Genomic DNA, 25,649 nt, shown 5'->3' with positions numbered 1-25,649 from the left:
TGGGGCGGTGCGCGTTGTCGCGGCCGTGGCGGCCGTTGCGGTCCAGGTCGCGGCCGACCAGGACGCCGAGGAGTCCGAAACTGCCGATGAGGCCCAGCAGGGCGAGCGCGGTGGTCATGCCTCCACTGTGCTGCGGCCCGGCGGCCGGAACGAGTGGCAGGAACGCACCATTGCCACGAAATCCTGCCACTGCCATCCTGGCACCATGCGCATGCTGAACAACGTCGCCGTCGTGGTGCTGGAAGAGATCCACCCCTTCGAACTGGGCGTGGCCTGCGAGGTGTTCGGGCTGGACCGGAGCGAGTCCGGCCTGCCCGTCTACGACTTCGCCCTGGTCGGCGACCGCCCCGGACCGATGCGCACCCACGCGGGCTTCACCGTCGACGTCCCGCACGGCCCCGAGCGGATCGCCGAGGCCGACCTGGTGATCGCCACCGCCTCCGGCATCCGCGCGCACTACCCCGAGGAGCTCTGCGAAGCGCTGCGGGCCGCCCACGACCGCGGCGCCCACCTGCTGTCGATCTGCTCCGGCAGCTTCCTGCTCGGCGCGGCCGGACTGCTCGACGGCCGCCGCTGCACCACCCACTGGCGCTACGCCGGGCTGATGGCCGAGCGCTTCCCGCTGACCACCGTCGAACCCGACGTGCTGTACGTCGACGACCACCCCGTCATCACCTCGGCGGGCACCGCCGCGGGCATCGACGCCTGCCTGCACCTGGTCCGCAAGGTGCAGGGCGCCGAGGTCGCCCGGGAGATCGCCCGCCGGATGGTGGTCGCCCCGCACCGCGACGGCGGACAGGCCCAGTTCATCAACCGCCCGCTGCCCGAGGCCGACGGCGAGTCGCTGGCCGGGGTGCTGGAGTGGATGCGCCGCCACCTCGACCGGGACACCGGCGTCGAGCAGCTCGCCCGGCTCGCCCACATGTCGCCGCGCACCTTCGCCCGCCGCTTCCGGCAGGAGACCGGCACCACCCCGCACCGCTGGCTCACCGGGCAGCGGGTGCTGCTGGCCCAGCGCCTGCTGGAGTCCACCGCGCAGAGCGTGGACGCGGTCGCCGCCCGCTGCGGCTTCGGCAACGCCGCCGCGCTGCGGCACCACTTCAACCGCCGGCTCGGCACCACCCCGCAGGCCTACCGGCGGGCGTTCGGCGGACCGCGGACCGTCGACGGGTACCTGGACGCCTGACCGCCGCGGCGGCGGCCGCGCGGGCGCTCAGGCCGACAGGTGGCCGGTCTGGTTCCAGCCGGCCGGGCGCAGCCGCCCCCCGCGGGCCCGCCAGAGGCTGGTGGAGCAGTTCGCGACCGGGTCCAGCGCCAGCAGCTCCCGCTCGTCGAGGCGGTCCAGCACGTGCCGCAGCATCAGCACCGTGCAGTCGTGCGCGACCACCAGCACCGGCCGCCCGGCCTCCTCCTCGCCCAGGTCGCGCAGCAGGTCGCGGACCCGCAGGGCCACGTCCAGCCAGGACTCGCCGCCCGGCGGCCGGTAGTACAGCTCGCCCATCCGCCGCCGCCGCTCGGCCTCCGCCGGGTGGTCGCGCTCGATCGCGGCCTTGGTGAGCATCTCCAGCACGCCCAGCTCGCGGTCCCGCAGCCGCTCGTCGTAGCGGACGGTCAGCCCCACCGGCACGGCGCCCAGCCCGGACGCCTGGGCCAGCGCGATCCGGGCGGTCTCCGCGGTGCGCAGGTACGGGGAGCACCAGACCGAGCGCGGCCGGTCGGCGGGCGGCCGCTCGGCCCACCAGCGGCCCAGGTCGCGGGCCTGGTCCTGGCCGTGCAGGGAGAGCGGGATGTCGGCGTCCCGGCAGGTGATCGGGACGGACAGGGCGCCGCTGGCGTCCGCGTGCCGGAACTCCACGTTGGCGGTCGACTCGCCGTGCCGGGTGGCGATCAGCACGGAGGGCAGCCGCCGGGCTCTCTCCGGCTGCTCGGCCTCGGGGCGGTGCCCGTTGCGTACCGTGGTGAGGTCGGTCATGGCGGTGGCTCCCCGTGGTCGGTGCGTGCGGTGGGTGTCGTCTCTCCCGGTCTCTCCGGCGAACGGCCCGTCATAAACGGACGGCCGCGCCGTCCTCCCAGTGTCGATCGGGGCGACGGCGCGACCACAGGGCGCACGGCGCGATCGTGCGCGCCCCCGGTGCGTCAGTGCGCCGCCGCGGGCTGCGGAGCGCGCTCCACGGCCTCGTCGCCCGCCTCCGCGCGGTAGTCGGCCCGGTCGGTCCCGTCGGCGCCCTCGGGGGCCCTCAGGGCCCGCAGGAGCGGCGTCAGGACCACGGCGACGAGCAGGTTCAGCGCGAACGCGGTCAGGCCGATGTAGCCCTTCTCGCCCAGGCCGGGCACGTCCGCGCTGTTCCCGCCGAAGTGCCGGGTCGCGGGGGAGGCGATGCCCCACGCCGTCCACGTCCCGTAGACCATGCCGACCGCCCAGCCCGCCAGCAGCGCCCAGCGGTGGAACCAGCGGGTGAACAGGCCCGCGACCAGGGCGACCGCGGTCTGCAGGATCCACAGGCCGCCCAGCAGCTGGAAGTTGATCGCGGCCTGCTTGTCCATCGTCAGCACGAACGCCAGCGCGCCGACCTTCACCAGCAGCGAGGCGAGCTTCGCCACCCGGGTCTCCTCGGCCGGGGTCGCGTCCGGCCGCAGGAACTCCCGGTACACGTTGCGGGTGAACAGGTTCGCCGCCGCGATCGACATGATCGCCGCCGGGACGAGCGCCCCGATCCCGATCGCCGCGAACGCCACCCCCGTGAACCAGGACGGGAACATCTGCGCGAACAGCTGCGGCACCGCCAACTGGCTGTTGAAGCCCGGCACCCCCGCGCCCACCCCCGCCGCGATCGCCAGGAACCCCAGCAGCGCCAGCAGGCCCAGCACCAGCGAGTACGCGGGCAGGATCGCCATGTTCCGGCGCACCGTGCCGCGCGACCCGGACGCCAGCACGCCCGTCACCGTGTGCGGGTACATGAACAGCGCCAGCGCCGAACCGAACGCCAGCGTCGCGTACGTCCACTGCCCCGGGACGCCCAGCAGCAGCGAGCCGCTCGGCCCGCCGTTCGGCCCCGGCACCGCGAACTTCCGCGCCGCCGCCGCGAACACGCTCCCGTAGCCGCCCAGCCGCAGCGGGATGTACACCACCGCCACCAGGATCACCACGTACACCAGCGCGTCCTTGACGAACGCGATCAGCGCCGGGGCCCGCAGCCCCGCCGAGTAGGTGTACGCGGCCAGCACGCCGAAGGCGACGAACAGCGGGAGGTCCTGGAGGAACCAGTTGCCGCTGCCGCCCACCCCCAGGGTGTCCAGCACCGCCTGGATGCCGACCAGTTGCAGCGCGATGTACGGCATGGTGGCCAGGATCCCGGTCAGCGCCACCGCCACCGACAGCACCCGCGAGCCGTACCGCCCGCGCACGAAGTCCGCCGGGGTCACGTAGCCGTGCACCCGGGAGACCGACCACAGCCGGGGCAGGAACAGGAACACCAGCGGGTACGCGATCACCGTGTACGGCACCGCGAAGAACCCCGCCGCCCCCACCGCGTACACCGCCGCGGGCACCGCGACGAAGGTGTACGCGGTGTACAGGTCGCCGCCCAGCAGGAACCAGGTCACCCAGGTGCCGAAGCTCCGGCCGCCCAGGCCCCACTCGTGCAGGTGCGCGGCGTCCTCGGCGCGGCGCCAGCGCGAGGCCAGGAAGCCCATCACCGTCACCAGCGCGAAGAACAGCAGGAAGACCGCCATCGCGGTCCCGTCGACGTGCCTCACGCCGGGCCACCGTCCTTCGGGGCGGGCCTGACCGGAGCGGCCGCCCGGCGGAGCGCCTCGTCCCGCCGCACCAGCAGGTACGCGGTGCCGGTGAACAGCGCCGACACCGGCACCCACAGCAGCTGGTACCAGTAGAAGAACGGCATCCCGCCCAGCCCCGGGGCGAGCCGGTTGTAGGACGGCACCCACAGCATCACCACGATCGGCACCAGCAGGCACAGCCCGGCCAGCACCCGGGCGACGGAGACCGCGGGAGGCGCGCCCGGGACGGGCGCGTGGGGGGAGGAGGGCGGCACGGGCGGCTCCGGGGGACGACGAGGAGTCACCTCAGCGGCACCCTCGGTGATCGGAAGGTCCCTGGCGAGACTAGGGCAGCGGAGTGACCCCTGTCACACCGCCGTCAACCCGATCGCGGGCACCACCCGGACGCGCCGCCCCACGAGGGGCCGAGGCCGTTACGCGGGTCGGTTCAGTCGCGTGATGAACTTGTAGCGGTCGCCGCGGTAGATCGAGCGCACCCACTCCACCGGCGCGCCGTCCGCGTCGAAGGAGTGCCGGGACAGCTGCAGCATCGGCAGGCCCAGGTCGGAGCCGAGCAGGCCGGCCTCGCGCGGGTTGGCGAGGGTGGTCTCGATGGTCTCCTCGGCCTCGGCGACCGTCACCCCGTAGACCTCGCGCAGCGCGGTGTACAGCGAGTTGTGCTTGGCCAGGTTGCGCCGCAGCGCGGGGAAGCGCTTGGCGGACAGGTGCGCGACCTCGATCGCCATCGGGTCGCCGTTGGCCAGGCGCAGGCGCTCGATCCGCAGCACCCGGCCGCCGGGCTTGATGTCCAGCAGCGGCGCGAGCCGGTCGTCGGCGGAGATGTAGGCGACCTCGATCAGGCGGGAGGTCGGCTCCAGGCCCTGGGCGCGCATGTCCTCGGTGTACGAGGTGAGCTGCAGGGCCTGTGCGACCTTCGGCTTGGCGACGAAGGTGCCCTTGCCCTGGATGCGCTCCAGCCGGCCCTCGACGACCAGTTCCTGCAGGGCCTGCCGGACGGTGGTGCGCGAGGTGTCGAACTGGGCGGCCAGCGCGCGCTCCGGCGGGACCGGCGTCCCGGCCGGCTGGGTCTCGGTCAGCTGCAGCAGGTGCCGCTTGAGGCCGTAGTACTTCGGGACCCGGGCCGTGGCGGTGGCAGGGCCGGTCTGGATCGGCACGGTGGAGCCCTCGGCGAGCGCCGCCGTGTCCCTGTCGCCACTCATGGCAGCTCTCACTCCTCGTTGGAGGCGGTCCCTTAACGGACCCCTAAGTCCTATGTAACAGCACATGTTTGCACGCGTGGGAGAACAAGCGTGAGCCCCCGGCCGCATTCGCAGCCGTCCGCCGGGCACGCAGCAGGTTACGCGGCGGGCACGCGGCGGGCCCGGAACGGGGCCGCCTGGCGCCCGTCCCGGGCCCGTCCCGAGCGTGTCAGCCGGCCTGGGCGGCCGTCACCGCGAGCCCCGCGAGGGCCTCCGCCGCGGCGATCGCGCAGACCCGCGAGCCGCCGTAGGTGGCCAGCGTGGTCACCCCGCGGGGGGCGAACAGCTCGGCCACGCCGTGGGCGGTGCCGATCTCCACCACCACCGCGTCCGGCCGGTGCTCGACCAGGGCCAGCGCGGCCCGGCGCATCCAGGGGTGCCGGTGCACGTCGCGCACCACCAGCACCAGCGGGCGGCCGACGGCCGCGCCCGCCAGCGGGGCGGTGTCGATCTCGACGTCGGCGGCGGCGACCTCGACCTGCAGCAGGCCGGAGCCCTCGGTCACGGTCGCGGTCGGGGCGACCCGGGTGGAGGTGGTGCCGGGCACCAGCTCGCCCAGCGGACCGGCCACGCCCCAGGGCGTCTCGTCGCCGACCGCGATGTTCGCGGCCGGGGAGAACTCCACCACGTGCGGGACGCCGCCCAGCGGGCGGAGCTCGCCGCTGATCCGCAGCGCCCGGCGGGCGGCGGCCAGGCCGACGCCGACCTCGGCCTGCTGGCCGACCTGCGCGGCCCGCACCCCGGCCGACCAGCGGGCGACGGCCCGGTTGCGCTCGGCGGCCTCGTGCAGCCGCTCCGCGGACAGCCGGCCCTCGCGGACCGCCCAGACCAGGGCGTCGCGCAGGTAGACGAAGGCGTCCTCGTCCTGCAGGCCGCCGCCGACGCAGATGGTGTCGGCACCGGCCGCGACGGCCCGCACCGAACCGGCCGCGACGCCGTGGGTGCCGGAGATGGCGCCCATCTCGATGCCGTCGGTGACGATCAGCCCGTCGAAGCCGAGCTCCTCGCGGAGCAGGCCGGTCAGGATGCGCTGCGACATGGTCGCGGGCAGCTGGGCGTCGTAGGCGTCGAACAGGATGTGCGCGGTCATGATGCTCTTCACGCCGGCCGCGATGGCGGCGCGGAAGGGCAGCAGGTGCTGGGCGAACTGCTCCAGGGCGAGGTCGATCCGGGGCAGGCCCAGGTGCGAGTCGCCGGCCGTGTCGCCGTGGCCGGGGAAGTGCTTGGCGCAGGCCGCGACACCGGCGGACTGCAGGCCGCGGACGTACGCGGCGGTGTGGCGGGCGGCGAGATCGCCGTCGCCGCCGAAGGACCGGACGCCGATCACCGGGTTGTCCGGGTTGGAGTTGACGTCCGCGTCGGGCGCGTAGTTGAGGTTCACGCCGACGCCGGCCAGGTCGAACCCGATGGAGCGGGCGACCCGCTCGGTGAGGTCGGTGTCGTCGACCTCACCGAGCGCGAGGTTCCCGGGGTAGGAGGAGCCGCTGGTCACTTCGAGGCGGGTGACGTCGCCGCCCTCCTCGTCGGTGGCGACCAGCAGGTCGCCGTTGAGCGCGTACAGCTCCGAGGTCAGCGCGGCGACCTGCTGCGGGGTGCGGATGTTGCGGCCGAACAGGGCGACGCCACCGAGTTCGCCGTCGCCCAGTCTGCGGCGCAGCCACTCGGGCGCGGTCAGACCGGCGAAGCCGGGCTGCAGGACCGCTCCGGCGTCGCGGAGGAGATCGGCGCTTTCCGTACCGGGCATCGCCTTGGTTCCTTCCCTGGGGGTGAGAGGTGTTCAGGTGCAGTGGGGGTGAGGAAGGGGACTAGCCCTTGACCGCACCGGCGGTGAGACCCGCCGACACCTTCTTCTGGAAGAACACGAACAGGATGATCACGGGCAGCGAGACCAGCAGGCCGCCGGCCATCTGCGAGCCGTAGTCCGCGGCGCGGGTGGGCGTGGACGAGTAGAACGTCAGCCAGGTCATCGCGGTCTGCGACTTGTTGCCGCTGGTGCTCAGCAGCATGCTGGCGACGATGAACTCGTTCCAGGCCTGGATCCAGCTGTACACCGCGGTGGTGACCAGGCCGGGCATGGTGAGCGGCAGGATGATCCGGAAGAACGCGCCCCACTGGGTGCAGCCGTCGACCATCGCGGCCTCGTCCAGCTCCGCCGGGATGTTCACGATGAACGAGCGCAGCGTCCAGATCACGTACGGGACGGTGAAGACCAGGTAGGCCAGGATGACGCCGAACAGCGAGCCGGTCATGCCGGCGTTGTTCATCACCACGAACAGCGGGATGAGGATCGCGATCAGCGGCACCATCTGGACCACCAGCATGGTGACGATGAAGAAGCTGCGGCCGCGGAAGTTGAACCGGGCCACGGCGACGGCGGCCAGGAAGCCGACCGCGACGCCGAGCACCACCGCGCCCACGGTCAGGACCAGCGTGCTGCGCAGCGCCGGCAGGAAGCTCGCGTCGTCGAAGATCGTCTTGTAGCTGTCCAGCGAGAACGAGGACGGCCAGAACGTCGGGTCCTGGGAGATCAGGTCCTTGTTGGTCTTGAAGGTGGTGATGATCATCCAGTAGATCGGGAAGGCCATCACCACGGCCACGAACAGCGCGATGACGTTCCAGACCCAGGTCATCACGCTGCTGCGCCCGACCTCGGTCTCCTTGGACCTCTTCGGCTTCCTGACCGGGGGCAGCGGCTGCTGGGTCTCCGGAGCGGGGGAAAGGACGTCGCTCATCGCTCGTTGGCTCCGATCTTGAGCATCTGGCGGATGTAGTACACGAGCACCGCCAGCATCATGACGATCATCACGATGGAGATGACCGAGCCGTTGCTGTACTGCGAGGACGAGACGCCGTGCATGTACAGGTAGATGCCGATGGTCTGGTAGCCGTCCTCGGGGGAGGAGTTGCGCAGCGAGTAGATCTGCGCGAACACCTGGAAGTCCCAGATGAAGCTCAGGGCGGTGCTGATCATCAGGAAGGGCCGGATGACCGGGAGGGTCACGTGGCGGAACGCCTGGAAGCTGTTGGCGCCGTCCAGCTTGGCGGCCTCCATCAGCTCCTTGGGCACCTGGGTGAGCGCCGCGTACAGACCCAGCACCAGGAAGGGCAGGGCGCCCCAGACGACGACGGAGGCGCCGACCACGTACAGGCCGACGGTCGAGTCGGCGAACCAGTCGTAGTGCTTCCAGCTCTCGTCGCCGGTGAGCAGGTAGGCGATGTAGTCGACCACGCCGCTGTTGGAGGAGAACAGCCAGCGGAAGACCTGGCCGTTGACCAGCGCCGGGATCGCCCAGACGAACATCATCACGGTGAAGAAGGTGACCCGGACCCAGGCGGAGACCCGGTTGAGCAGCAGCGCGAGCAGCATGCCCAGCACCATGGAGAGGAGGACCAGCTCCGCGGTGAAGTAGACCGTCCGCAGCACCACCTCCCAGAAGGTGTCGTCGCCCAGTACCTTGCCGAACCCGTCGAAGCCGATGTACTTGGCCTTCTCCGGGTGCGCCAGGTAGGAGAACCTGTTGACGTTCATGAACGACAGGTCGATCAGCTTGTAGATCGGGTACACCAGGACGCCCGCGAGCACGACGATCGCGGGCAGCAGGAGGGTGTAGGGGATGTACTGGCCGCCCGCGAAGACGCCGCGCCGCTGCGGCTTCTTCACCGGGGCGGGCCCCTGGTCTTCGGACCGGGTCACGGTCTCGTTGGTCGTCACGCTCATCAGGGTCCTTCCCGGGCCCGCGAATCCGATCGGTCCTGGCGCACGGGTGGGCAGCCCGCGTGATCGCGGACTGCCCACCCCCTCACCTGCGCTCAGTGCGCGGTCCGTCGGGGGAGTTCCGGGCGCCCCGGACGGACCGTGCGGTTCAGTTGGTTATCAGTCGTTCAGGGAGCCGACGACCTTCGCCTCGACCTTCTTGAGCTCGGTGGCCGGGTCGCCGCCGGCGGCGATCGCGCTGAGCGCGTTCTTCAGCTCGGTCTCGTTGGAGCCGGACCACAGCGGGGAGTTCGGGATGAACCAGGTCTTGCCCTGCGCGGCGTTGCCGGTCGCCTCGTTCGCCTTGTCGGCGGCCTTGTAGGCGTCGACCAGGTTCTTGGCGTTCGGGATCGCGTGCTTGGCGAGCGCGGTCTGCTGCGCGGTGTTGGTGAAGATCTGCAGGAAGGTCGCGCCCAGGCCCGCGTTCTTGGCCTTCGCCGGGACGGCCAGGTCCGAGCCGCCGAGGAACGCCGGGGTCGGGTCGCCGGCCGCCGCGCCCGGGAGGGCGATGGTGGCGAGCTTGTCCTTGAGGGCCGGGTTGCCGTTCTTCTCGTCGATGACCGAGCCCACCTCCCAGCCGTTGCCGATGATGGCGGCGATGTTGCCCTGCGCCATGCGGGCGTCCTGGTCGGTCTCGTCGACGGTGGTGCCACCGACCGAGTAGGCCTTCTGCAGGTCGTTCCAGGTGCTGATGCCCTCGATGAACTTCGGGTCGGTCAGGGTGCTGGTCCACTTGTCGCCGGAGCTCTTGGCGATGACGCCGTCCACGCCGAAGGAGCCGGCGCCGAAGGAGACCGCGGAGTACCAGTTCTTGCCCGGCAGGTACAGGGCGGAGAAGTTGGCGGTGCCCGCGTTGGCGGCCTTGACCTTGTCCAGGGCGGTCTTCAGCTCGGCCAGGGTGGTCGGGGCCTGGGTGACGCCGGCGGCCTCGAACAGGTCCTTGCGGTAGATCATGACGCGGGCGCCGGCGTAGTACGGGACGGCGTAGGTCTTGGAGTGGTCGGCCGACTGGCCGGAGGCGGCCAGCGAGTCCAGCCACCTGTCCGAGTTGTCGAACTTGCTCTTGACCGAGGTCAGGTCGACGAAGGACTCGGCGTCGATGTACTTCGCGGCCTGGGTGTTGCCGATCTCGATCGCGTCGGGCGCGTTGTCCGAGAGCAGGGCGGTGTCGACCTTGGTGGTGTAGTTGGACCAGGTCTGCCACTGGATCTCGACGTCGGCGCCGGTCTCGTTCTTGAACTGGGTCTTCGCGGCCTCGACGACCTCGTTCCACTGCTTCTGGGCGTCGTCCATCAGCCAGACGGTGATCTTCTTGCCCTTGCCGTCCTTGCTCAGGACCTCGGAGGACTTGCTACCGCTGTCGGACGAAGAAGACGAGGAGCAAGCCGAGGCGACGAGCACGGTGGCGATAGCGGCCACGGCTGCGATCTTGCGGTTCAAACCATCCTCCAGAGGGATGAGCAAGGTAGGGCACCGGGCTGCTGGGCCGGCTGGCCGGGAGCTGCGTCGTGCCGTATGGGGGAACGTCACCGGATGACACGGGCACGAACCGCCGTCTCCGGCGGGCCGATCCGTGAGGTGGAGTAGACCATTGGTTTAGACCAACGCCTGGAGGTTGGCATGGACCAATGACGAGCGTCAAGGGTTCAAAGAGCGGTTGCACAAGCCGTTATCAACGCTTGACTCGGTCGTGTTGGACTGGACCAAGCCGGGGAGGAAACGGGACCTATCGGGACATCGGGCCGTGACCTTCCGGTGTCGCGGGCCGCGTCCGCTGCATGGCTATGAGGGCATGTCAAGTACGAGTACCGGCCAGCGGGCGAGGGTCGCGCGCAAGGGTGCCGCGCCGCGCGGCCGCGTGGCCCGACCGCCCGGGCCCCGGGTGCGGGGCCACCAGGGCGCGGGGCGCGGGGCGGGGCGAAAGCGGCGGAGTTTCCCGGCTTAATGTCGCGGACCAATAGCGGGGGCGCCCTCCCCGGTTTTCCGGCCGGGTTCGGCAATGGCCGGGGCGGGAATCCCGGTCGGCGGTTCCGCGGATTTCCCGGATGCCCGCGGCCGGACGCCCGCGGGGTCGGTGTTTTGCGGCGGCCCCGGCTCGGGCGACGCCCGCGCGCGGGCCCGCGCGCGAGGGCTGCGCGCCGCGCCGCCGCAGGTCCCGGCGCCGGGCGGGGTCGACGGCGGCGGCGCCCGGGCGGCGCCGATCCCGTCCGGGGGTGAACTCGTGCGTATCCGACGGGTGGTGGCTCCGGCCCCCGGCCGGGCGGGGGCGGGACGGGCGGGCGACCACCGGCCGGGGCGTCGGATAAAGCGGGGTGCGGGGATTCCGGGAATTGCCCTTGATCCATTCGCCTCACCGAGGGTCACCTTAAGTGAGCCTAAAGTCATGCGCGGGGCGCGGCCCCCCGGGGTGGTTGACGTGGTCGGGCCAAGGAAGGCAACGGATTGACAACGAGCAGGGTGCGAAACAGCACCCGCGTTGACGCCCCAAAATGGTCTAGGCCAAGATCCGGAAATCTGGTCTGTACCACTGCGCAGACCTCCCCGTCCCCATCCGGAGGATTGCGTGAAGCGTCAGGTACTGGCCACGCTCAGCACCGCTGCCCTGTTGGCCACCGCCGCAGGCTGCTCGTCCGGCAGCCCGTCGCCTTCGCCGACGACCGTCGACACGAAGACCTTGACCGGCACCGTCACCGTCTGGTTGATGAACGACGCCCAGAAGAGCTGGCCCGAACTGGTGCAGCAGGTCAACGACGAGTTCGCGGAGAAGTACCCGAAGGTCCAGATCAAGCTCAGCTACCACGACTGGACGAACAAGGTCTCCGAGCTGGACGCCGCGATCGCCGCCGGGTCCGCCCCGGACGTGGTCGAGCTCGGCAACACCGAGACCCTGAAGTACATCGTCAACGGCTCGCTGCTGAAGGTGGACCGGGGCACCTTCGACAACTCCGACAACTGGATCAAGGGCCTCTCCGACACCTGCACCTACAAGGACGCGCTCTACTGCGTCCCCTACTACGCGGGCGCCCGCGTCGGCCTCTACAACTCGAAGATGTTCCAGGACGCCACCGGCTCCGCGGACCTCCCGCAGGACGAGGACGCCATGCTCGGCGCCCTCGACAAGGTCGCGAACAAGTACAAGGGCGTCCCCGGCTACTCGGCGCTGTACCTGCCCGGCCCCTACTGGTACGCCGCGATGTCCTACGTCACCGCGTACGGCGGCTCGATCGCCCGCTTCGACTCGGCCGGCAACTGGCACGGCACCCTGCACGAGGCCAAGTCCCAGCAGGGCCTGCAGCACTTCGTCGACCTGGTGAAGAAGTACAACAAGAGCGGCGACCTCAAGGTCAACGAGCAGGACCAGGCCAAGGTGCTCGGCCACGAGAAGGCCGGCCTGATCTACGCCAACGGCTGGGAGCAGAGCGTCGCCACCGCCCCGATCACCGGCACCCCGGCGCTGCAGGACGTGCTCAAGGTCGCCGCGATGCCCGGCCCCGCCGGGAAGCCGCTGCCCTCCTTCATCGGCGGCTCCGACCTGGCGGTCACCGCCAAGACGCAGAACGCGCAGGCGGCCACCGACTGGGTGCGGATGTTCACCAGCGCCAAGTCCGAGCAGGTGCTGGCCGACAAGGACACCCTGCCGAACAACCTGGTCCAGCTGGCCCCGCTGAAGGACAAGCCCACCACCGCCGCGGCCGCCAACGCCGTCCAGGACGCCTGGTTCACCCCGCTGGCGCCCGGCTGGGGCGCGGTCGAGAAGCAGAACGTCCTGGTCAACATGCTGAACGCGGTCTTCGCGGGCAAGAGCGTCGAGGACGCCACCAAGGAGGCCGACGCCCAGATCGACCAGCTGATCAACAACGCGGGCTGACCGGGACGCCGACCGCCCGGTCGGCGTTCCGAGGCTCGGGACCGGGGCCCGCGGAGTGTGCTGCGGGGCCCGGTCGCACGTAGGATCGGCACAGAACAGTTCCATGCAGCGAGGGTGCGGACTCGCCGCCGTTCAGAGGTCCCCGTCGGGCGTCCCGCCCCACGGGGTAGAACCATCTCTCCACGGAGGCACACCCCGATGTCCGACCCGCAGACTGTTTCCGTACCCGGCAGGATCATGTCGGCGGAGATGGCCGAGCAGCCGGCCGTCCTGCAGCGCATCCTCGACGAGGGCGCGCCCGCGATCCGTGAGATCGCCGCGCAGATCGCCGCCCGCAACCCGCGCTTCGTCCTGCTGACCGCCCGCGGGACCTCCGACAACGCCGCGCTGTACGCGAAGTACCTGATCGAGGTGCTGCTCGGCAAGCCGGCTGGCCTGACCTCGATGTCCACCACCACCGCGTACGGCGCCAAGCCGGACCTCACCGACTGCCTGGTCGTCACGGTCAGCCAGTCCGGCGGCTCGCCCGACCTGGTGGCCTCCACCAAGGCGGCCCGCGAGGCCGGTGCGATCACCCTGGCGGTCACCAACAACGCCGCCTCGCCGCTCGCCGAGGTCTCCGAGTTCCACATCGACGTGCTGGCCGGCCCGGAGAAGGCGCTGCCCGCCACCAAGACCTACACCGCCGAGCTGCTGGCGCTGTACCTGTTCGTCGAGGGCCTGCGCGGCGGCGACGGCTCCGCGGCGAAGGCGCTGCCCGAGCTGGCGGCGGGCATCCTGGCCCGGCAGGGCGAGGTCAAGGACCTGGCCGAGCGCTACCGCTTCGCCCAGCGCCTGGTGATCACCTCGCGCGGCTACGGCTACCCGACCGCCCGCGAGGCGGCGCTGAAGCTGATGGAGACCACCTACATCCCGGCCTCCCCGTTCTCCGGCGCCGACCTGCTGCACGGCCCGCTGGCCATGGTGGACAACGTCTCCCCGGTCATCGCGATCGTCCCGGACGGCAAGGGCGGCGAGGCCCTGCAGCCCGTCCTGGACCGCCTGCGCGGCCGCGGCGCCGACCTGGTGGTGATCGGCCAGCAGAGCCAGGTCGACGCCGCCAGCGCGGGCTTCGCGCTGCCGGCCGGCGTGCCCGAGGAGGTCCAGCCGATCCTGGAGATCCTGCCGCTGCAGTTGCTGGCGTACGAGGTCACCATCGCCCGCGGCCAGGACCCGGACGCCCCCCGCGCGCTCGCCAAGGTCACCGAGACCCACTGAGACGCGCGAAGCCGCCCCCGCGAGGTGCTGCGGGGGCGGCTTCGTCGTGTCCGGGGGCGTGCGCCGAAAGCCTCGCCGGAGGAAAGGCGCCGGAGGGGCCCCGGGCGGGGCCGGAAAACACTACGGGCCACGGCGCCGACACGGGACCCTCAACCCGTGCGGCACCGTAGCCCGGAGCTGTATGCCGGAGGCGGGGACCGTCCGAGGGTTGTGCGGGACCCTCGAACGACGCCTCCGACCGAGGAGGGGCCTCGCGCGGTCAGGGCAGTTGCGCGGAGGGCCTCTCCTTGGTGCATGTTCATTGTGGACTAGACCAATCTGGGTTGTCCAGAGGCGGTCCGCAATTGGTCTGGACAACGTACGGGCAGGTGGACGGCGATACGCTCACCGTGTGCCCTCGCTGAACGAACTCGTCCGCCGCCACACCACCCTCACCGGTGCCGACGTGGAGTGGCTGCACCTCCTGGTCTCGGAGTGGCAGCTGCTCTCCGACCTGTCCTTCGCCGACCTGGTGCTGTGGATCCCCACCTGGGACGGCATCCGCTACGTCTCGGTGGCCCAGATGCGGCCCAACACCGGCCCCACCTCGTACCAGGACGACATGGTCGGCCACCTGGTGCCGCGCGGTCGCCGCCCGCTGCTGGACGCCGCCTACGACGAGGGGCGGATCGTCCGCGAGGGCGACCCGGAGTGGCGGGAGGAGGTGCCGGTGCGGGTGGAGTCCATCCCGGTGCGACGGGACGGCAAGGTGCTCGGCGTGATCGCCCGCAACACCAACCTGCTGACCGTCCGCACCCCCAGCCGGCTGGAGCTCACCTACCTGCAGAGCGCCTCCGACCTGGCCCAGATGATCGCGGCCGGCAGCTTCCCCTTCCCGGGCGCCGAGCAGGCCGACATGGACGCCGCCCCGCGGGTCGGCGACGGCCTGATCCGGCTCGACGTGGAGGGCGTGGTGACGTACGCCAGCCCCAACGCGCTCTCCGCCTACCACCGGCTCGGGCTGACCACCGACCTGGTGGGCAGTCACCTCGGGCGCACCACCGCCGAACTGGTGCCGCCCAGCCGCGGCGCGGTGCACGAGGCGCTGGTGAAGATGGCCAGCGGCTGGGCGCCCCGGCAGACCGAGGTCGAGGCGCAGGGCGGCGTGGTGACCCTGCGGACCATCCCGCTCAAGCCCAAGGGCACCCCCACCGGCTCCCTGGTGCTCTGCCGGGACGTCACCGAACTGCGGCGCCGCGACCGCGAGTTGATGACCAAGGACGCCACCATCCGGGAGATCCACCACCGGGTGAAGAACAACCTGCAGACCGTCGCCGCCCTGCTGCGGCTGCAGTCCCGCCGGATGGACTCGCCGGCAGGCCGGGCCGCCCTGGACGAGGCCGTCCGCCGGGTCGGCTCGATCGCCATCGTGCACGAGACGCTCTCGCAGGCCCTGGACGAGTCGGTGGCCTTCGACGAGATCGCCGACCGGGTGCTGGCGATGGTGATGGAACTCTCCCAGGACGGACGGGTGGTGGCCCGCCGCAGCGGCTCCTTCGGCATCCTGTCCGCCGAGGTCGCCACCCCGCTGGCGATGATCCTCACCGAACTCACCCAGAACGCCCTGGAGCACGCCTTCGGCCCCAGCGCCTCCGGCAACCTGGAGGTCAGCGCGCTGCGCGGCCGCGCCCCGTCGAGCGGCAAGGGCTGGTCGGACACCTGGAACAACGGCGCCAAGCCCGAGGAGTACCTGCTGATCACCGTGCAGGACGACGGCCGCGGCATGCCCGAGGGCTTCGACCCGCAGCAGGCCGGCAACCTCGGCCTGCAGATCGTCCGCACCCTGGCCACCGGCGAACTCGGCGGCACCTTCGACATGGTGGCCGCGCCCGACGGTGGCACCAAGGTGGTGCTGGAGATCCCCGTCCGCTAGCGGGCTGCGCCCTGCCGGGCGTCCTGCCTGCCGGACCGCCCGGCAGGCAGGACGCCGGGGGCAGGGGCTCCGGAGACAGAAACGAGGCCCTGCCGACCGGGGGGGGGTGGGTCGGCAGGGCCTCTCGACCCGGTCCGGCCGTCGGGGGGAGTCGGCCGGAACGGGGGCTTCTGTGGTGGCGCGACGCCCGCCTCCGTGCGTTGCACACGGTGAGCGCCACAGGGCAACAATATTGCTCTAAGTGAACAGTATCAAGTGCCCGGACGGCTCGCGTCGTCGGCCCCGCGGATCGAGCGGGGCCCGTTCGGGAAGGCTCGGCCGGCCAATCGCGGCCGAACCCTTGATCGTGGGTTGATCCGTACTGCTCGCCGACGGTGCGTCAGCAGGTGTGTCAGGCGGTGCGGGCGCGGTTGCGGGCAGCGCGGCGCTTCATCGCACGACGCTCGTCCTCGCTCATGCCGCCCCAGACGCCGGCGTCCTGGCCGGTCTCCAGCGCCCACTGCAGGCACTGCTCCATCACGGGACAACGGCGGCACACGGCCTTGGCTTCCTCGATCTGCAGCAGAGCAGGGCCGGTGTTCCCGATCGGGAAGAACAGCTCCGGGTCCTCTTCGCGGCAGACAGCGCGGTGGCGCCAGTCCATGGTCGTCCAACTCCTCCGGTCGCGGGCGGGTGGCCCGTGACTCACTCGAATGGCTTGTGAATGTGAACGCTTTCACGAATCCCGCAACAGCAAAAGGGACCTAAGGCCCATCGGGCCCGGGCGGTCTGTGCTGAGGGGGGTTCGGCGATTCGAGGGGCTCTCCCGCGGGTCCCGCTGCGGTGTGTCCCGATCGCCATGTAGAGGTTCGCAAACCTCGGAGCTGGATACAACCCCCTTCGGCAAGAAATTTTTGATTCTTCGGTGTCGCCTACCTCACAGGCAGTACTTCTATGGGGTGAAGGGGCTCGAACGTTCGAGAGCAAGGCGACGCCCCCCTTCTGGTCACACAATCACACGCAGTGCCCGTCGTACGCCTGTGAAACTGACGCGACTCCTGTCTCCAAGGTGGTCCCCGTCGACCTGAAACGGGGCCGGTTCCTCTGAAACCAAGGTGAAGTGCCGAACGTCGTGATAGGAGACGAGGTGCTTGCCGGAGGGCCCGGCGGGGCGTGCACCGCCCTCCGGGGCGGGCAGCGGGCGGAGAATCTGACGGACCGTTCGAGCGGTCCGGAACGCGGTCATTCGAGTGATGCCGAAGATGTCGAGATCGGTTTCGAAGGACGCGGCGGGGGAGGGGAACACCGGACGGGAACCCAGGAAGGTCCATGGCGAGGTGTTGGAGACTATGGCCATCACCATGCCCGGCACCGGGTCCCGGCCGTTGATCTCCAGGGAGATCGGCCCCGAACGGCGGTGTTCACGCTCGGTGACGTAGTGCCGGAGCGCCTCGACGACGTAGAGCGCGTGCGTGGATTTGCGCCCCGCACGGCGCTGGCGCTCCACCCGGCCGACCACGCCCGCGTCGAAGCCCAGGCCCGCGGTGAAGGTGAACCAGCGGTCCGGCAGCCCGTCGGTCAGCGCCTTGCCCAGGCCGATCGCCCGCTCCCGGCGGTCCGCCAGCGCGTCCAGCAGCGCGCCCGTCGCCTCCACCGGGTCGTTCGGCAGGCCCAGCGCCCGGGCGAACACGTTGGTCGAACCGCCCGGCACCACCGCCAGCCGCGGCACCCGCTCGCCCGGACCGTGCGCCAGCAGGCCGTTCACCACCTCGTTGACCGTGCCGTCGCCGCCCAGCGCCACCACCAGGTCCACCGAGCCGTCCTCGGCCACCTGCTGGGCCAGGTCGCGGGCGTGGCCGCGGTACTGGGTCTGCGCGACCTCCAGCTTCAGGTCGCTGCGCAGGGCATGGGTCAGGACGTCCCGGGTCCGGCCACTGGTGGTGGTCGCCTTCGGGTTCACGACCAGGAGAGCGCGCATGGTGATCAGCCTACGACCCGCCCGGGACGGGCCGACCGTTACCCTGGCCCGGTGACCGCTGAATCCGCCCCCGCCACCGCTCCCGCCACCGCCCGGCCCGTTCCGCTGCTCGTCGGCGCGGCGCTCACCGCGCTGGAGGGCGCGGCGATGGCCGGCTGGGGCGTCTACAACCTGGTCTCCGGCTTCACCGGCGCGGACGCCGACTTCGGCCGCGCCGAGCTCGGCGGCGTCGTCCTGCTGCTGATGGGCCTGCTGCCGCTGCTGGCCGGCCGCGCCCTGCTGCGCGGGCAGCGCTGGGGCCGCAGCCCCGCCGTGCTCACCAACTCCATCTGCCTGCCCGTCGCGTACTACATGTGGCAGTCCGGCGGCGCGATGGCCGCCGTCGGCGTCGCGGTCGGCCTGCTCGGGCTGGTCGGCATCGGCACCCTGCTCAACCCCCGGGTCACCGCGGTGCTGTACGGCACGCCCGGCGACGGGCCGCAGTAGCCCCCGCGGACGCCCGGACGTCCGGACAGCGCGCAGGGCCCGTCCCCGGGTGGGGACGGGCCCTGCGCGCGTGCCACGGGCCGCTGCGGGCGGCCCTACTCCTCGACCAGCAGCTTCTCGCGCAACTGGGCCAGGGTGCGGGCCAGCAGCCGGGAGACGTGCATCTGCGAGATGCCCACCTCGGCCGCGATCTGCGACTGGGTCATGTTCCGGAAGAACCGCAGCACCAGGATCTTCTGCTCCCGGGGCGGCAACTGGGCCAGCAGCGGCTTCAGCGACTCCCGGTACTCGACGCCCTCCAGCGCCTCGTCGGTCGCGCCCAGGGTGTCCGCCACCGCGGGCGACTCGTCGTCGCTGTCCGGCACGTCCAGCGAGAGGGTGGAGTACGCGTTGGCGGACTCCAGGCCCTCCAGCACGTCCTCCTCCGTGATGCCCAGGTGCTCGGCCAGCTCGTGCACCGTCGGCGACCGGCCGTGCCGCTGGGACAGCTCGCTGGTCGCCGTGGTCAGCGACAGCCGCAGCTCCTGCAGGCGGCGCGGCACCCGCACCGCCCAGCCCTTGTCGCGGAAGTGCCGCTTGATCTCGCCGACGATGGTCGGCGTCGCGTACGTGGAGAACTCCACCCCGCGCTCGTGGTCGAACCGGTCCACCGACTTGATCAGGCCGATGGTGGCGACCTGGGTCAGGTCGTCCAGCGGCTCGCCGCGGTTGCGGAAGCGCCGGGCCAGGTGCTCCACCAGCGGGATGTGCATCCGGACCAGCTGGTTGCGGATCTCCACCCGCTCCGCCGACCCCTCCGGCAGCTCGGACAGCCGCACGAACAGCGCCCGGGCCGCCTCCCGGTCCGGGGCGCCGCTGCGGTGCCCCTGGGCCGGCACGGTCGAGCGGACGACCTCGGCGGCCGCTGCCGGACCGTCGTCCGCCACGGGCGCGACCGCGGGCGCCGTCTCGGGCCCGGGCGCCGCCTCGGGCAGCTCGGGCTTCGGGTCGGTCGGCTGGCTCATCCGGTGGGAGTCCTTCGGGGGGGCTTCGTCAGGGGTGGCGGGGCGGGCGACGCTCGCCTGCGGCGGTACGACGGCAACTGTGCGGTCCAGATCACTCACGGCGATCACCCGTTCCGTTCCGAGAACACGTCACTACCTACGGCTGGCCCGGCGACCCGCCGCGCTTCTTGTGCAGGCTGATGGAGACCGTGTTGTCCGGGCCCACCGTCGAGTCGACCTCACCGGCCAGCGCGGAGAGCACCGTCCAGGCGAAGGTGTCCCGCTCCGGGGCCCGGCCGTCGGTGGTCGGGGCGGAGACCGTGACCCGCAGCGAATCGCCCACCAACTGGAAGACGCAGCTCAGGATCGAGCCGGGCACGGCCTGTTGGAGCAGGATCGCGCACGCCTCGTCCACCGCGATCCGGAGATCCTCGATCTCGTCCAGGGTGAAGTCGAGCCGGGCCGCGAGACCGGCCGTCGCCGTCCGCAGCACCGAGAGATAGGCACCCGCCGCGGGCAGCCGGACCTCAACGAAGTCCTTCGCTCCGGGCTCGCCGTCGATCTGGGACACCCTCACCTCCTGGGTGACGCACGGTGCTTGCGGCCGGGGAGCTGCCAACACCACTGGCTCGGTTCAACTGCCTTGTGCCCCGAGACGTTACCGCGCCCGGGGGTGGTCTGTCGTGATCTCGCGCCACCGTCACGGGAACGGGGGACCACGGTTCGAACGGGCGCGTTCAACGCGGCTCGGAGCCGAGCGCGGTGAGCGCGCCGTCGGTCAGCCGGAAGACCGTCCACTCGTCCATCGGCACCGCGCCGAGCGACTTGTAGAAGCCGATCGACGGCTCGTTCCAGTCCAGCACCGACCACTCCAGGCGCTGGTAGCCGCGCTCCACGCAGATCCGGGCCAGCTCGGTCAGCAGCGCCTTGCCGTGGCCGCCGCCGCGCTTCTCCGGGCGGACGTAGAGGTCTTCCAGGTAGATGCCGTGCGTGCCGCGCCAGGTCGAGAAGTTGCGGAACCAGAGCGCGAAACCGACCCGCTCGCCGGACTCCTCCTCGGCGATCAGGCCGAACACCGCGGGGTGCTCGCCGAACAGCGCGTCGTGCAGTTGCTCCTCGGTGGCCTTCGCCTCGGGCAGGGCCCGCTCGTACTCGGCGAGTTCGCGGATCATGGCGTGGACGAAGGGGACGTCGGCGGGGGTCGCGGTGCGGATCATACGGTCGAGCGTACTCATCTCACCCCTTCATCCGGAAAGGCCTTTATGCCCGGGACGCCGCGGCCGGAAACGGACTCCGGACGGCGCGCCCCGGGCACGGGCGCGGGCGCGGGGCGGGCGCGGGGTCAGGCGGACTGCCGGGCGCGCAGCGCGTTCAGCAGGGCGGCGCCGCGCTCGGCGTCGTCGACGCTGACGGCGAAGTCGTGGCCGGTGGCCGACACCCGCACCACCAGGCACTCGCCGGAGCGCAGCATCACCGTGGTGCCCAGCCCGCTCAACCGGTAGCCCCAGCCGCCGACCTGGGAGGGCAGCCGCCGCTCGACCCGGGCCGAGTCGAGCGCGGACAGCGCCCAGCGGCGGGTCGGCAGGCCGAACGGGCCCAGCGCCACCTCCAGACCGGCCTCGGAGACCCGGACCCGCACCGAGGAGCAGCACGCGGCGGACAGGCCGACCACCGCCAGCACCGCGAACAGCGGCCACCCCCACCCGGCCCCGAACAGGCCCGTCGCGGCGCCCAGCAGCACCACCGCGGCCGCCGGGCCGCTGACCGCCGCGACCACCTGCAGCGGGCGGTTCGCGGCCCGGGAGAACCACACCAGGCGCTCGCCCTCGGCCAGTTCCAGCACCGGGCCCGCGGGCGCCGGGGGAGCGGCCGCGGACAGGCCGCGCCCGCCCAGCAGCCGCACCGCCGCGCCGGTCAGCAGCGCGGCCGCGAGGGCGCCGAGGAACCAGCCGACCGGGAGTGCGGCCCCGTGCCAGTCGGTGCGGTCGAGGTTGGCCCGGACCGCGGCGGCCTGCAGCCCGAGGAACAGCACGCCGCCCGCCAGCAGGGCGGCCAGGTTCCAGACCCGCAGCAGCGCGTCGCCCCGGCGCAGGACCAGCAGGCCCGCCGCACCCAGCACCGCCCAGATCAGCGCGGGCACCAGGCAGGCCGCCCACAGCGGCATCGACCCGTTCGCGGTGCTGCCGCGCCAGTGGGTGGCCAGCCGGTCGGGCAGCCGGTCGGCGACGGTCAGCGGCAGCGCGGCGGTCAGCGCCGCCGTGCCCGCCACCCAGAGCGTCGGCCACCGCAGGCCGCCCCGCTTCGTGCGCTCCTGCCCGGTCACGGCATCCCCTTGATCAGCTCGATGAGTTCGTCCCTGCTGTAGCCGCTCCGGGCGGCCTCCGCGACCAGGGCGCGGGCCTGCTCCAGCAGTCCGGAACGCCGGTCGGCCCCGGCCGCGACGGTCACGCCCCGGCCCCGGCGGAACTCCAGCACCCCGGCGTCGCGCAGGTCGCGCAGACCGCGCAGCACGGTGTTGACGTTCACGTCGAGCGCCTCGGCGAGGTCCCGCGCGGAGGGCAGCCGGTCGCCGGGGCGGCACTCGCCCTCGGCGACGGCGCGGCGGACGGCGGCGGCGACCTGCTCGTGCAGGGGCCGGGTGTCCCTGGTGTCCAGTCTCAGCAACATGGTGCTAATGAAACTAGCACCATTGATTCCATGGGGGGAAGTGGGTAGTGCGGGCGGTGGCGGGCGGAGAGGGAGCCCGGGCGGGCGGGCGCGGGGCGGGACGACGGGGAAGCGGGGTGGCGGCAGGCGGCGCAGGGCGGTGGGGTGGCGGGGGCGTTCGGTCCGGAAAACGCGGACACCCGGCTGCCGGGCCCCGCGGGCGGGGTGGTGGCAGCCGGGTGTCCGGCGCGGTCCGACGGAGGGTCAGGCCTTCTTGGTCTCCCAGAAGATCGCGTCGATCTCGGCGATCAGGTCCAGCAGGGCCTGGCCGGTCGCCGGGTCGGTGGACGCCTTGGCGGCCGAGGCGGCCTTGCCGGCGCGGTTGAACAGGTCGTGCAGACCCGGGTAGGCCTCGAAGTGCGGGGCCTTGAAGTAGTCGGTGTGCAGCACGGAGAGGTGGTGCTTGACCAGCTCGGCGCGCTCCTCCTTGATGACGATGGCGCGAGCCCGGAACTCGGGGTCCTCGTTGGCCTGGTACTTCTCCTGAGTGGCCTTCACGGACTCGGCCTCGATGCGGGCCTGGGCCGGGTCGTACACGCCGCAGGGCAGGTCGCAGTGGGCGTGGACGGTGACTCGCGGAGCAAACAGACGAGAGAACATGGGGGTCCTTCCTTAGATCGTCTTCCCGGGCCCGAGATTACCCTCACGGCAGGCCGAAATCGCCGTCGGCCCGGTGGCCTAGGGCAAAAGAAGGAGTTCGAATCGTGCGATATGGGACACCTCTCGGCGTGGCCGACGTCGCCGGGCCGTCGATGCGGCGGCTGCTCTCCGACGGCGACCGGGTGCTGGTGCGCTACGGGGCGCCGCTGCGGCCGGGGGCGATCGCGCTGTTCCGGCACCCGCTGCAGCAGGACCTGTTGGTGGTGAAGCGGGCGGTGGGGCGGCGGCCGGGCGGGTGGTGGATGCTCTCCGACAACCCGCTGGTGCGCACCGACAGCCGCGAGTACGGCGCGGTGCCGGACGAGTTGGTGCTGGGCCGGGTGCTGCTGCGGCTGGCGCCCCGCCCGGCCTGGCTGGCGCCGGGGCGGCGGGTGGAGCGGGCGCTGCGCGAGCGGGTGCGGCGCGGGCGCGGGCCGCGGCTGGCCGAGCGGCTGGGCGTCAGCGTGCCGTTCGACGAGGAACCGTGACGGGTCGTCAGCCCTGGGCGGCCAGGGTGCGCTGGGCCTCCTGGCGCTTGCGGGCCCGGTAGGCGGCGACGTTGGCGCGGGTCGCGCAGCGGTCGGAGCAGTAGCGGCGGGAGCGGTTGGTGGAGGTGTCGAGGTAGGCGTTGCGGCAGGGGGCGGCCTGGCAGATGCCGAGCCGGTCGACGCCGAGGCCGGTGAGGTGGATGGCCAGGCCCATGCAGGCGACGGCGGCGTAGTTGGCGGCCGCGGTGGGGGCGTTGTCGGCGAGGTGGAGGTGCCAGTTGGGGCGGCCGGTGTCGTCCAGGTCGTCGTGGCCGGAGACCAGCGGGCTGACGGGGTACTCCACCATCAGGCTGTTGAGCAGGTCGACGGCCCGGACGTCCTCGCCCCCGGCGGCGGCCTCGAACACCCCGCGCAGCCGGGTGCGGACGGCGCGCAGCCGGGGCAGGTCGGCCTCGTCGGCGAGCGCGGCGGCCCGGGAGGGTTCGCCGAACAGGGACCGGACGGCGTCCACCGAGGTGAGGTCGTCGGTGCCGCGGCCGGGTTCCTCGCTGTTGACCAGCCGGACGGCGAAGTCGGCGTACGAGGCGAGCTCCACGGGGGTCCTTCCGGACGGGATGTAACGGGCTGATTGACTCCAGGGTATTACAGGTGCGGGCGGACGTGCCGGTGCCCGCCGTGCGCGGGGGCGCAGGGCGGGCACCGGGGGCGTACGGGTGTGCGGGTCAGAGCACCTTGGAGAGGAACGCGCGGGTGCGCTCGTGCTGCGGGTTGCCGAGCACCTCGCGCGGGTGGCCGGACTCGACCACCACGCCGCCGTCCATGAACACCAGCGCGTCGCCGACCTCGCGGGCGAAGCCCATCTCGTGGGTGACCACGATCATCGTCATGCCGTCCTCGGCGAGGCCGCGCATCACGTCCAGCACGTCGCCGACCAGTTCGGGGTCGAGCGCCGAGGTGGGCTCGTCGAACAGCATCAGCTTGGGCTGCATGGCCAGCGCCCGGGCGATGGCCACCCGCTGCTGCTGGCCGCCGGAGAGCTGGGACGGGTAGTTGCCGGCCTTGTCGGCCAGTCCGACCCGCTCCAGCAGGGCCATCGCGCGCTCCTTGGCGGCGGCCCGGCTCTCCTTCTTGACCTGCACCGGCGCCTCGGTGACGTTCTCCAGCGCGGTCATGTGCGGGAAGAGGTTGAAGCGCTGGAAGACCATGCCGATGTCCCGGCGCTTGAGCGCGACCTCGCGGTCCTTGAGCTCGTGGAGCCGGTCGCCCTTCTGCCGGTAGCCGACCAGTTCGCCGTCGACGTACAGCCGTCCGGCGTTGATCTTCTCCAGGTGGTTGATGCAGCGCAGGAAGGTGGACTTGCCGGAGCCGGACGGGCCGACCAGGCAGAACACCTCGCTCTGCCGCACCTCCAGGTCGATGCCCTTGAGCACCTCGACCTGGCCGTAGGACTTGTGCACGCCCTCGGCCCGGACCATCGGACGGTCAGGGGCCTGCGGCTTGGACAGGTCGGTCATGCGTCCTTCCCTCCGTCCGGAGCGCCGGGCGGCGTGTCGCCGGGCGGGGTGTCGCCGGGCGCCGAGGGCGCCGCCGGGCTCGCGGGCGCCGCCGCCTTCGCCGGGGCGCGGCCGGCGAAGAGGGCGCGCACCCGCTGCAGCGGGGTGGGCGGCAGCGTCCGGTTGGCGCCGCGGGCGTAGTACCGCTCCAGGTAGTACTGGCCGACCGTCAGGATCGAGGTCAGCAGCAGGTAGTAGATCGAGATCGCGATCATCGCCGCGATCGGCTTGTAGGTGCGGGTGGAGATGTCGTGACCGGCGGTGAACAGCTCCACCAGCGAGATCACCTGCACCAGCGAGGTGGTCTTCAGCATCGAGATGGTCTCGTTGCCGGTCGGCGGGATGATCACCCGCATCGCCTGCGGCAGCACGATCCGGCGCAGCACGGTGGCCCGGCTCATGCCGAGCGCGTGCGCGGCCTCGGACTGGCCCTCGTCCACCGACTGGATGCCGGCCCGGACGATCTCCGCCATGTAGGCGGCCTCGTTGAGGCCGAGGCCGAGCAGGGCGGCGGTGAACACCGGCACCAGGGTGTTGGACTCCTGGGACCAGAAGGACGGCCCGAACGGGATGCCGAGCGAGATCTCCTTCCACAGGAAGCCGATGTTGTTCCAGAGCACCAGCTGCACCAGCACCGGGGTGCCGCGGAAGACCCAGATGTAGACCCAGGCGGTGCCGGAGAGCACGGGGTTCTTCGACAGCCGCATCACGGCCAGCAGCACGCCGCCGACCACGCCCATCAGCATGGACAGCGCGGTCAGCTCCAGAGTGACCCAGATGCCGTGCACCACGGTGGGGTCGCGCAGCGTGGCGCCGACGAAGTCCCAGTCCAGCGCGGGGTTGGTGAGCAGGACGTGCAGCAGCATCGCGGCGAGCACGGCGACGACAGCGACGGAGACCCAGCGGCCGGGGTGGCGGACGGGAACGGCCCTGATGGTCTCGGGCCGCCCCTGCTGCGCCGACCCCTGGTCGGTCTTTTCCACGTGATTACCTCGTCGGGGGATCGAGCG

At 71.9% G+C, this 25,649-nt stretch carries 25 protein-coding genes; 6 read left to right on the top strand and 19 right to left on the bottom strand.

What is annotated here, in order from left to right:
- Window positions 1–211 precede the first annotated feature (211 nt).
- Window positions 212–1,186, top strand: coding sequence for a helix-turn-helix domain-containing protein (locus ACFY00_RS07860; RefSeq protein WP_388028616.1), 975 nt, complete (start codon window positions 212–214; stop codon window positions 1,184–1,186).
- A gap of 27 nt (window positions 1,187–1,213) precedes the next feature.
- Here ACFY00_RS07860 and ACFY00_RS07855 read toward each other — a convergent pair whose 3' ends face one another.
- The 8 genes from ACFY00_RS07855 to ACFY00_RS07820 form a co-directional block, all read right to left on the bottom strand.
- Entirely contained in the window at window positions 1,214–1,972 is a 759-nt protein-coding gene (locus tag ACFY00_RS07855) for a histidine phosphatase family protein (RefSeq protein WP_388028369.1), read from the bottom strand.
- Window positions 1,973–2,136: 164 nt separating this feature from the next.
- Window positions 2,137–3,732 (bottom strand): monocarboxylate uptake permease MctP, encoded by a 1,596-nt coding sequence (gene mctP, locus ACFY00_RS07850; RefSeq protein WP_388028612.1) that lies wholly within the window; start codon window positions 3,730–3,732, stop codon window positions 2,137–2,139.
- A gap of 20 nt (window positions 3,733–3,752) precedes the next feature.
- Window positions 3,753–4,052: a DUF3311 domain-containing protein gene (locus tag ACFY00_RS07845; protein WP_388028368.1), complete on the bottom strand. Its 300-nt coding sequence runs from the start codon at window positions 4,050–4,052 to the stop codon at window positions 3,753–3,755.
- Window positions 4,053–4,211: 159 nt separating this feature from the next.
- Window positions 4,212–4,997, bottom strand: a complete 786-nt coding sequence (locus ACFY00_RS07840) for a GntR family transcriptional regulator (RefSeq protein ID WP_388028366.1) — start codon at window positions 4,995–4,997, stop codon at window positions 4,212–4,214.
- A 208-nt stretch (window positions 4,998–5,205) separates the two neighbouring features.
- Entirely contained in the window at window positions 5,206–6,780 is a 1,575-nt protein-coding gene (locus tag ACFY00_RS07835) for a glycoside hydrolase family 3 protein (RefSeq protein ID WP_388028364.1), read from the bottom strand.
- Window positions 6,781–6,841: 61 nt separating this feature from the next.
- Window positions 6,842–7,768 carry a carbohydrate ABC transporter permease gene (locus tag ACFY00_RS07830; RefSeq protein WP_388028361.1) on the bottom strand — a complete coding sequence of 309 codons (927 nt, stop codon included), beginning with the start codon at window positions 7,766–7,768 and terminating at the stop codon, window positions 6,842–6,844.
- Window positions 7,765–8,754 (bottom strand): carbohydrate ABC transporter permease, encoded by a 990-nt coding sequence (locus ACFY00_RS07825; RefSeq protein WP_388028359.1) that lies wholly within the window; start codon window positions 8,752–8,754, stop codon window positions 7,765–7,767. The genes ACFY00_RS07830 and ACFY00_RS07825 overlap by 4 nt, the downstream gene beginning before the upstream one ends.
- A 156-nt stretch (window positions 8,755–8,910) precedes the next feature.
- The gene (locus tag ACFY00_RS07820) at window positions 8,911–10,209 is read right to left on the bottom strand and encodes an extracellular solute-binding protein (protein WP_388028356.1); all 1,299 of its coding nucleotides are present in this window, start codon (window positions 10,207–10,209) and stop codon (window positions 8,911–8,913) included.
- Window positions 10,210–11,491: 1,282 nt separating this feature from the next.
- Here ACFY00_RS07820 and ACFY00_RS07815 point away from each other — a divergent pair.
- From ACFY00_RS07815 to ACFY00_RS07805, 3 genes are all read left to right on the top strand, one after another.
- Window positions 11,492–12,658 carry an extracellular solute-binding protein gene (locus tag ACFY00_RS07815; protein ID WP_388028353.1) on the top strand — a complete coding sequence of 389 codons (1,167 nt, stop codon included), beginning with the start codon at window positions 11,492–11,494 and terminating at the stop codon, window positions 12,656–12,658.
- A 198-nt stretch (window positions 12,659–12,856) separates the two neighbouring features.
- A complete protein-coding gene (locus tag ACFY00_RS07810) occupies window positions 12,857–13,915 on the top strand; it encodes an SIS domain-containing protein (RefSeq protein WP_388028351.1) in 1,059 nt (352 codons plus the stop codon).
- A 391-nt stretch (window positions 13,916–14,306) separates the two neighbouring features.
- Window positions 14,307–15,827: a sensor histidine kinase gene (locus tag ACFY00_RS07805; protein WP_388028348.1), complete on the top strand. Its 1,521-nt coding sequence runs from the start codon at window positions 14,307–14,309 to the stop codon at window positions 15,825–15,827.
- Between the two features lie 391 nt (window positions 15,828–16,218).
- Here ACFY00_RS07805 and ACFY00_RS07800 read toward each other — a convergent pair whose 3' ends face one another.
- Both ACFY00_RS07800 and ACFY00_RS07795 read right to left on the bottom strand, forming a co-directional pair.
- On the bottom strand, window positions 16,219–16,470 hold the full coding sequence (locus ACFY00_RS07800; RefSeq protein WP_014138019.1) for a WhiB family transcriptional regulator: 252 nt from the start codon (window positions 16,468–16,470) through the stop codon (window positions 16,219–16,221).
- 342 nt (window positions 16,471–16,812) lie between these two features.
- The gene (locus ACFY00_RS07795) at window positions 16,813–17,784 is read right to left on the bottom strand and encodes a diacylglycerol/lipid kinase family protein (RefSeq protein WP_388028346.1); all 972 of its coding nucleotides are present in this window, start codon (window positions 17,782–17,784) and stop codon (window positions 16,813–16,815) included.
- A 51-nt stretch (window positions 17,785–17,835) separates the two neighbouring features.
- Here ACFY00_RS07795 and ACFY00_RS07790 point away from each other — a divergent pair, with 51 nt between their 5' ends.
- Window positions 17,836–18,270, top strand: a complete 435-nt coding sequence (locus ACFY00_RS07790; protein ID WP_388028344.1) for a hypothetical protein — start codon at window positions 17,836–17,838, stop codon at window positions 18,268–18,270.
- A gap of 95 nt (window positions 18,271–18,365) precedes the next feature.
- On the opposite strand, the gene ACFY00_RS07785 is transcribed toward ACFY00_RS07790, so the two are convergent.
- The 6 genes from ACFY00_RS07785 to sodN all read right to left on the bottom strand — a co-directional run bounded on the left by ACFY00_RS07785 (window position 18,366) and on the right by sodN (window position 22,559).
- Window positions 18,366–19,373 (bottom strand): SigB/SigF/SigG family RNA polymerase sigma factor, encoded by a 1,008-nt coding sequence (locus ACFY00_RS07785; protein ID WP_388028341.1) that lies wholly within the window; start codon window positions 19,371–19,373, stop codon window positions 18,366–18,368.
- 37 nt (window positions 19,374–19,410) lie between these two features.
- Complete coding sequence (locus ACFY00_RS07780) at window positions 19,411–19,824, bottom strand: anti-sigma regulatory factor (RefSeq protein ID WP_388028339.1); 414 nt, start codon at window positions 19,822–19,824, stop codon at window positions 19,411–19,413.
- A 166-nt stretch (window positions 19,825–19,990) separates the two neighbouring features.
- The gene (locus tag ACFY00_RS07775; RefSeq protein ID WP_388028336.1) at window positions 19,991–20,470 is read right to left on the bottom strand and encodes a GNAT family N-acetyltransferase; all 480 of its coding nucleotides are present in this window, start codon (window positions 20,468–20,470) and stop codon (window positions 19,991–19,993) included.
- Between the two features lie 125 nt (window positions 20,471–20,595).
- Complete coding sequence (locus tag ACFY00_RS07770; protein WP_388028333.1) at window positions 20,596–21,576, bottom strand: DUF1648 domain-containing protein; 981 nt, start codon at window positions 21,574–21,576, stop codon at window positions 20,596–20,598.
- Window positions 21,573–21,920, bottom strand: a complete 348-nt coding sequence (locus tag ACFY00_RS07765; protein WP_388028331.1) for a GntR family transcriptional regulator — start codon at window positions 21,918–21,920, stop codon at window positions 21,573–21,575. Before ACFY00_RS07765 ends, ACFY00_RS07770 begins: the two co-directional genes overlap by 4 nt.
- 243 nt (window positions 21,921–22,163) lie before the next feature.
- Window positions 22,164–22,559, bottom strand: a complete 396-nt coding sequence (gene sodN, locus ACFY00_RS07760; protein WP_388028328.1) for a superoxide dismutase, Ni — start codon at window positions 22,557–22,559, stop codon at window positions 22,164–22,166.
- Window positions 22,560–22,711: 152 nt separating this feature from the next.
- On the opposite strand from sodN, the gene sodX reads away from it, so the two are divergent.
- Window positions 22,712–23,086, top strand: a complete 375-nt coding sequence (sodX, locus tag ACFY00_RS07755) for a nickel-type superoxide dismutase maturation protease (protein ID WP_388028609.1) — start codon at window positions 22,712–22,714, stop codon at window positions 23,084–23,086.
- Window positions 23,087–23,093: 7 nt separating this feature from the next.
- Here the strand turns inward: sodX and ACFY00_RS07750 are convergent, their stop codons facing one another.
- From ACFY00_RS07750 to ACFY00_RS07740, 3 genes are all read right to left on the bottom strand, one after another.
- Window positions 23,094–23,681 carry a CGNR zinc finger domain-containing protein gene (locus ACFY00_RS07750; RefSeq protein WP_388028326.1) on the bottom strand — a complete coding sequence of 196 codons (588 nt, stop codon included), beginning with the start codon at window positions 23,679–23,681 and terminating at the stop codon, window positions 23,094–23,096.
- Between the two features lie 127 nt (window positions 23,682–23,808).
- Window positions 23,809–24,561, bottom strand: a complete 753-nt coding sequence (locus tag ACFY00_RS07745; RefSeq protein ID WP_388028606.1) for an amino acid ABC transporter ATP-binding protein — start codon at window positions 24,559–24,561, stop codon at window positions 23,809–23,811.
- A 35-nt stretch (window positions 24,562–24,596) separates the two neighbouring features.
- Window positions 24,597–25,622, bottom strand: a complete 1,026-nt coding sequence (locus tag ACFY00_RS07740; RefSeq protein WP_388028324.1) for an amino acid ABC transporter permease — start codon at window positions 25,620–25,622, stop codon at window positions 24,597–24,599.
- Between the last annotated feature and the right edge of the window lie 27 nt (window positions 25,623–25,649).

It is taken from the genome of Kitasatospora sp. NPDC001540, assembly GCF_042894345.1.
In the GTDB taxonomy this organism is placed as follows: Bacteria; Actinomycetota; Actinomycetes; order Streptomycetales; family Streptomycetaceae; genus Kitasatospora; species Kitasatospora phosalacinea_C.
The sequence above is the reverse complement of the archived record's forward strand: the minus strand, read 5'-3'. Positions and strand labels throughout refer to the sequence as shown.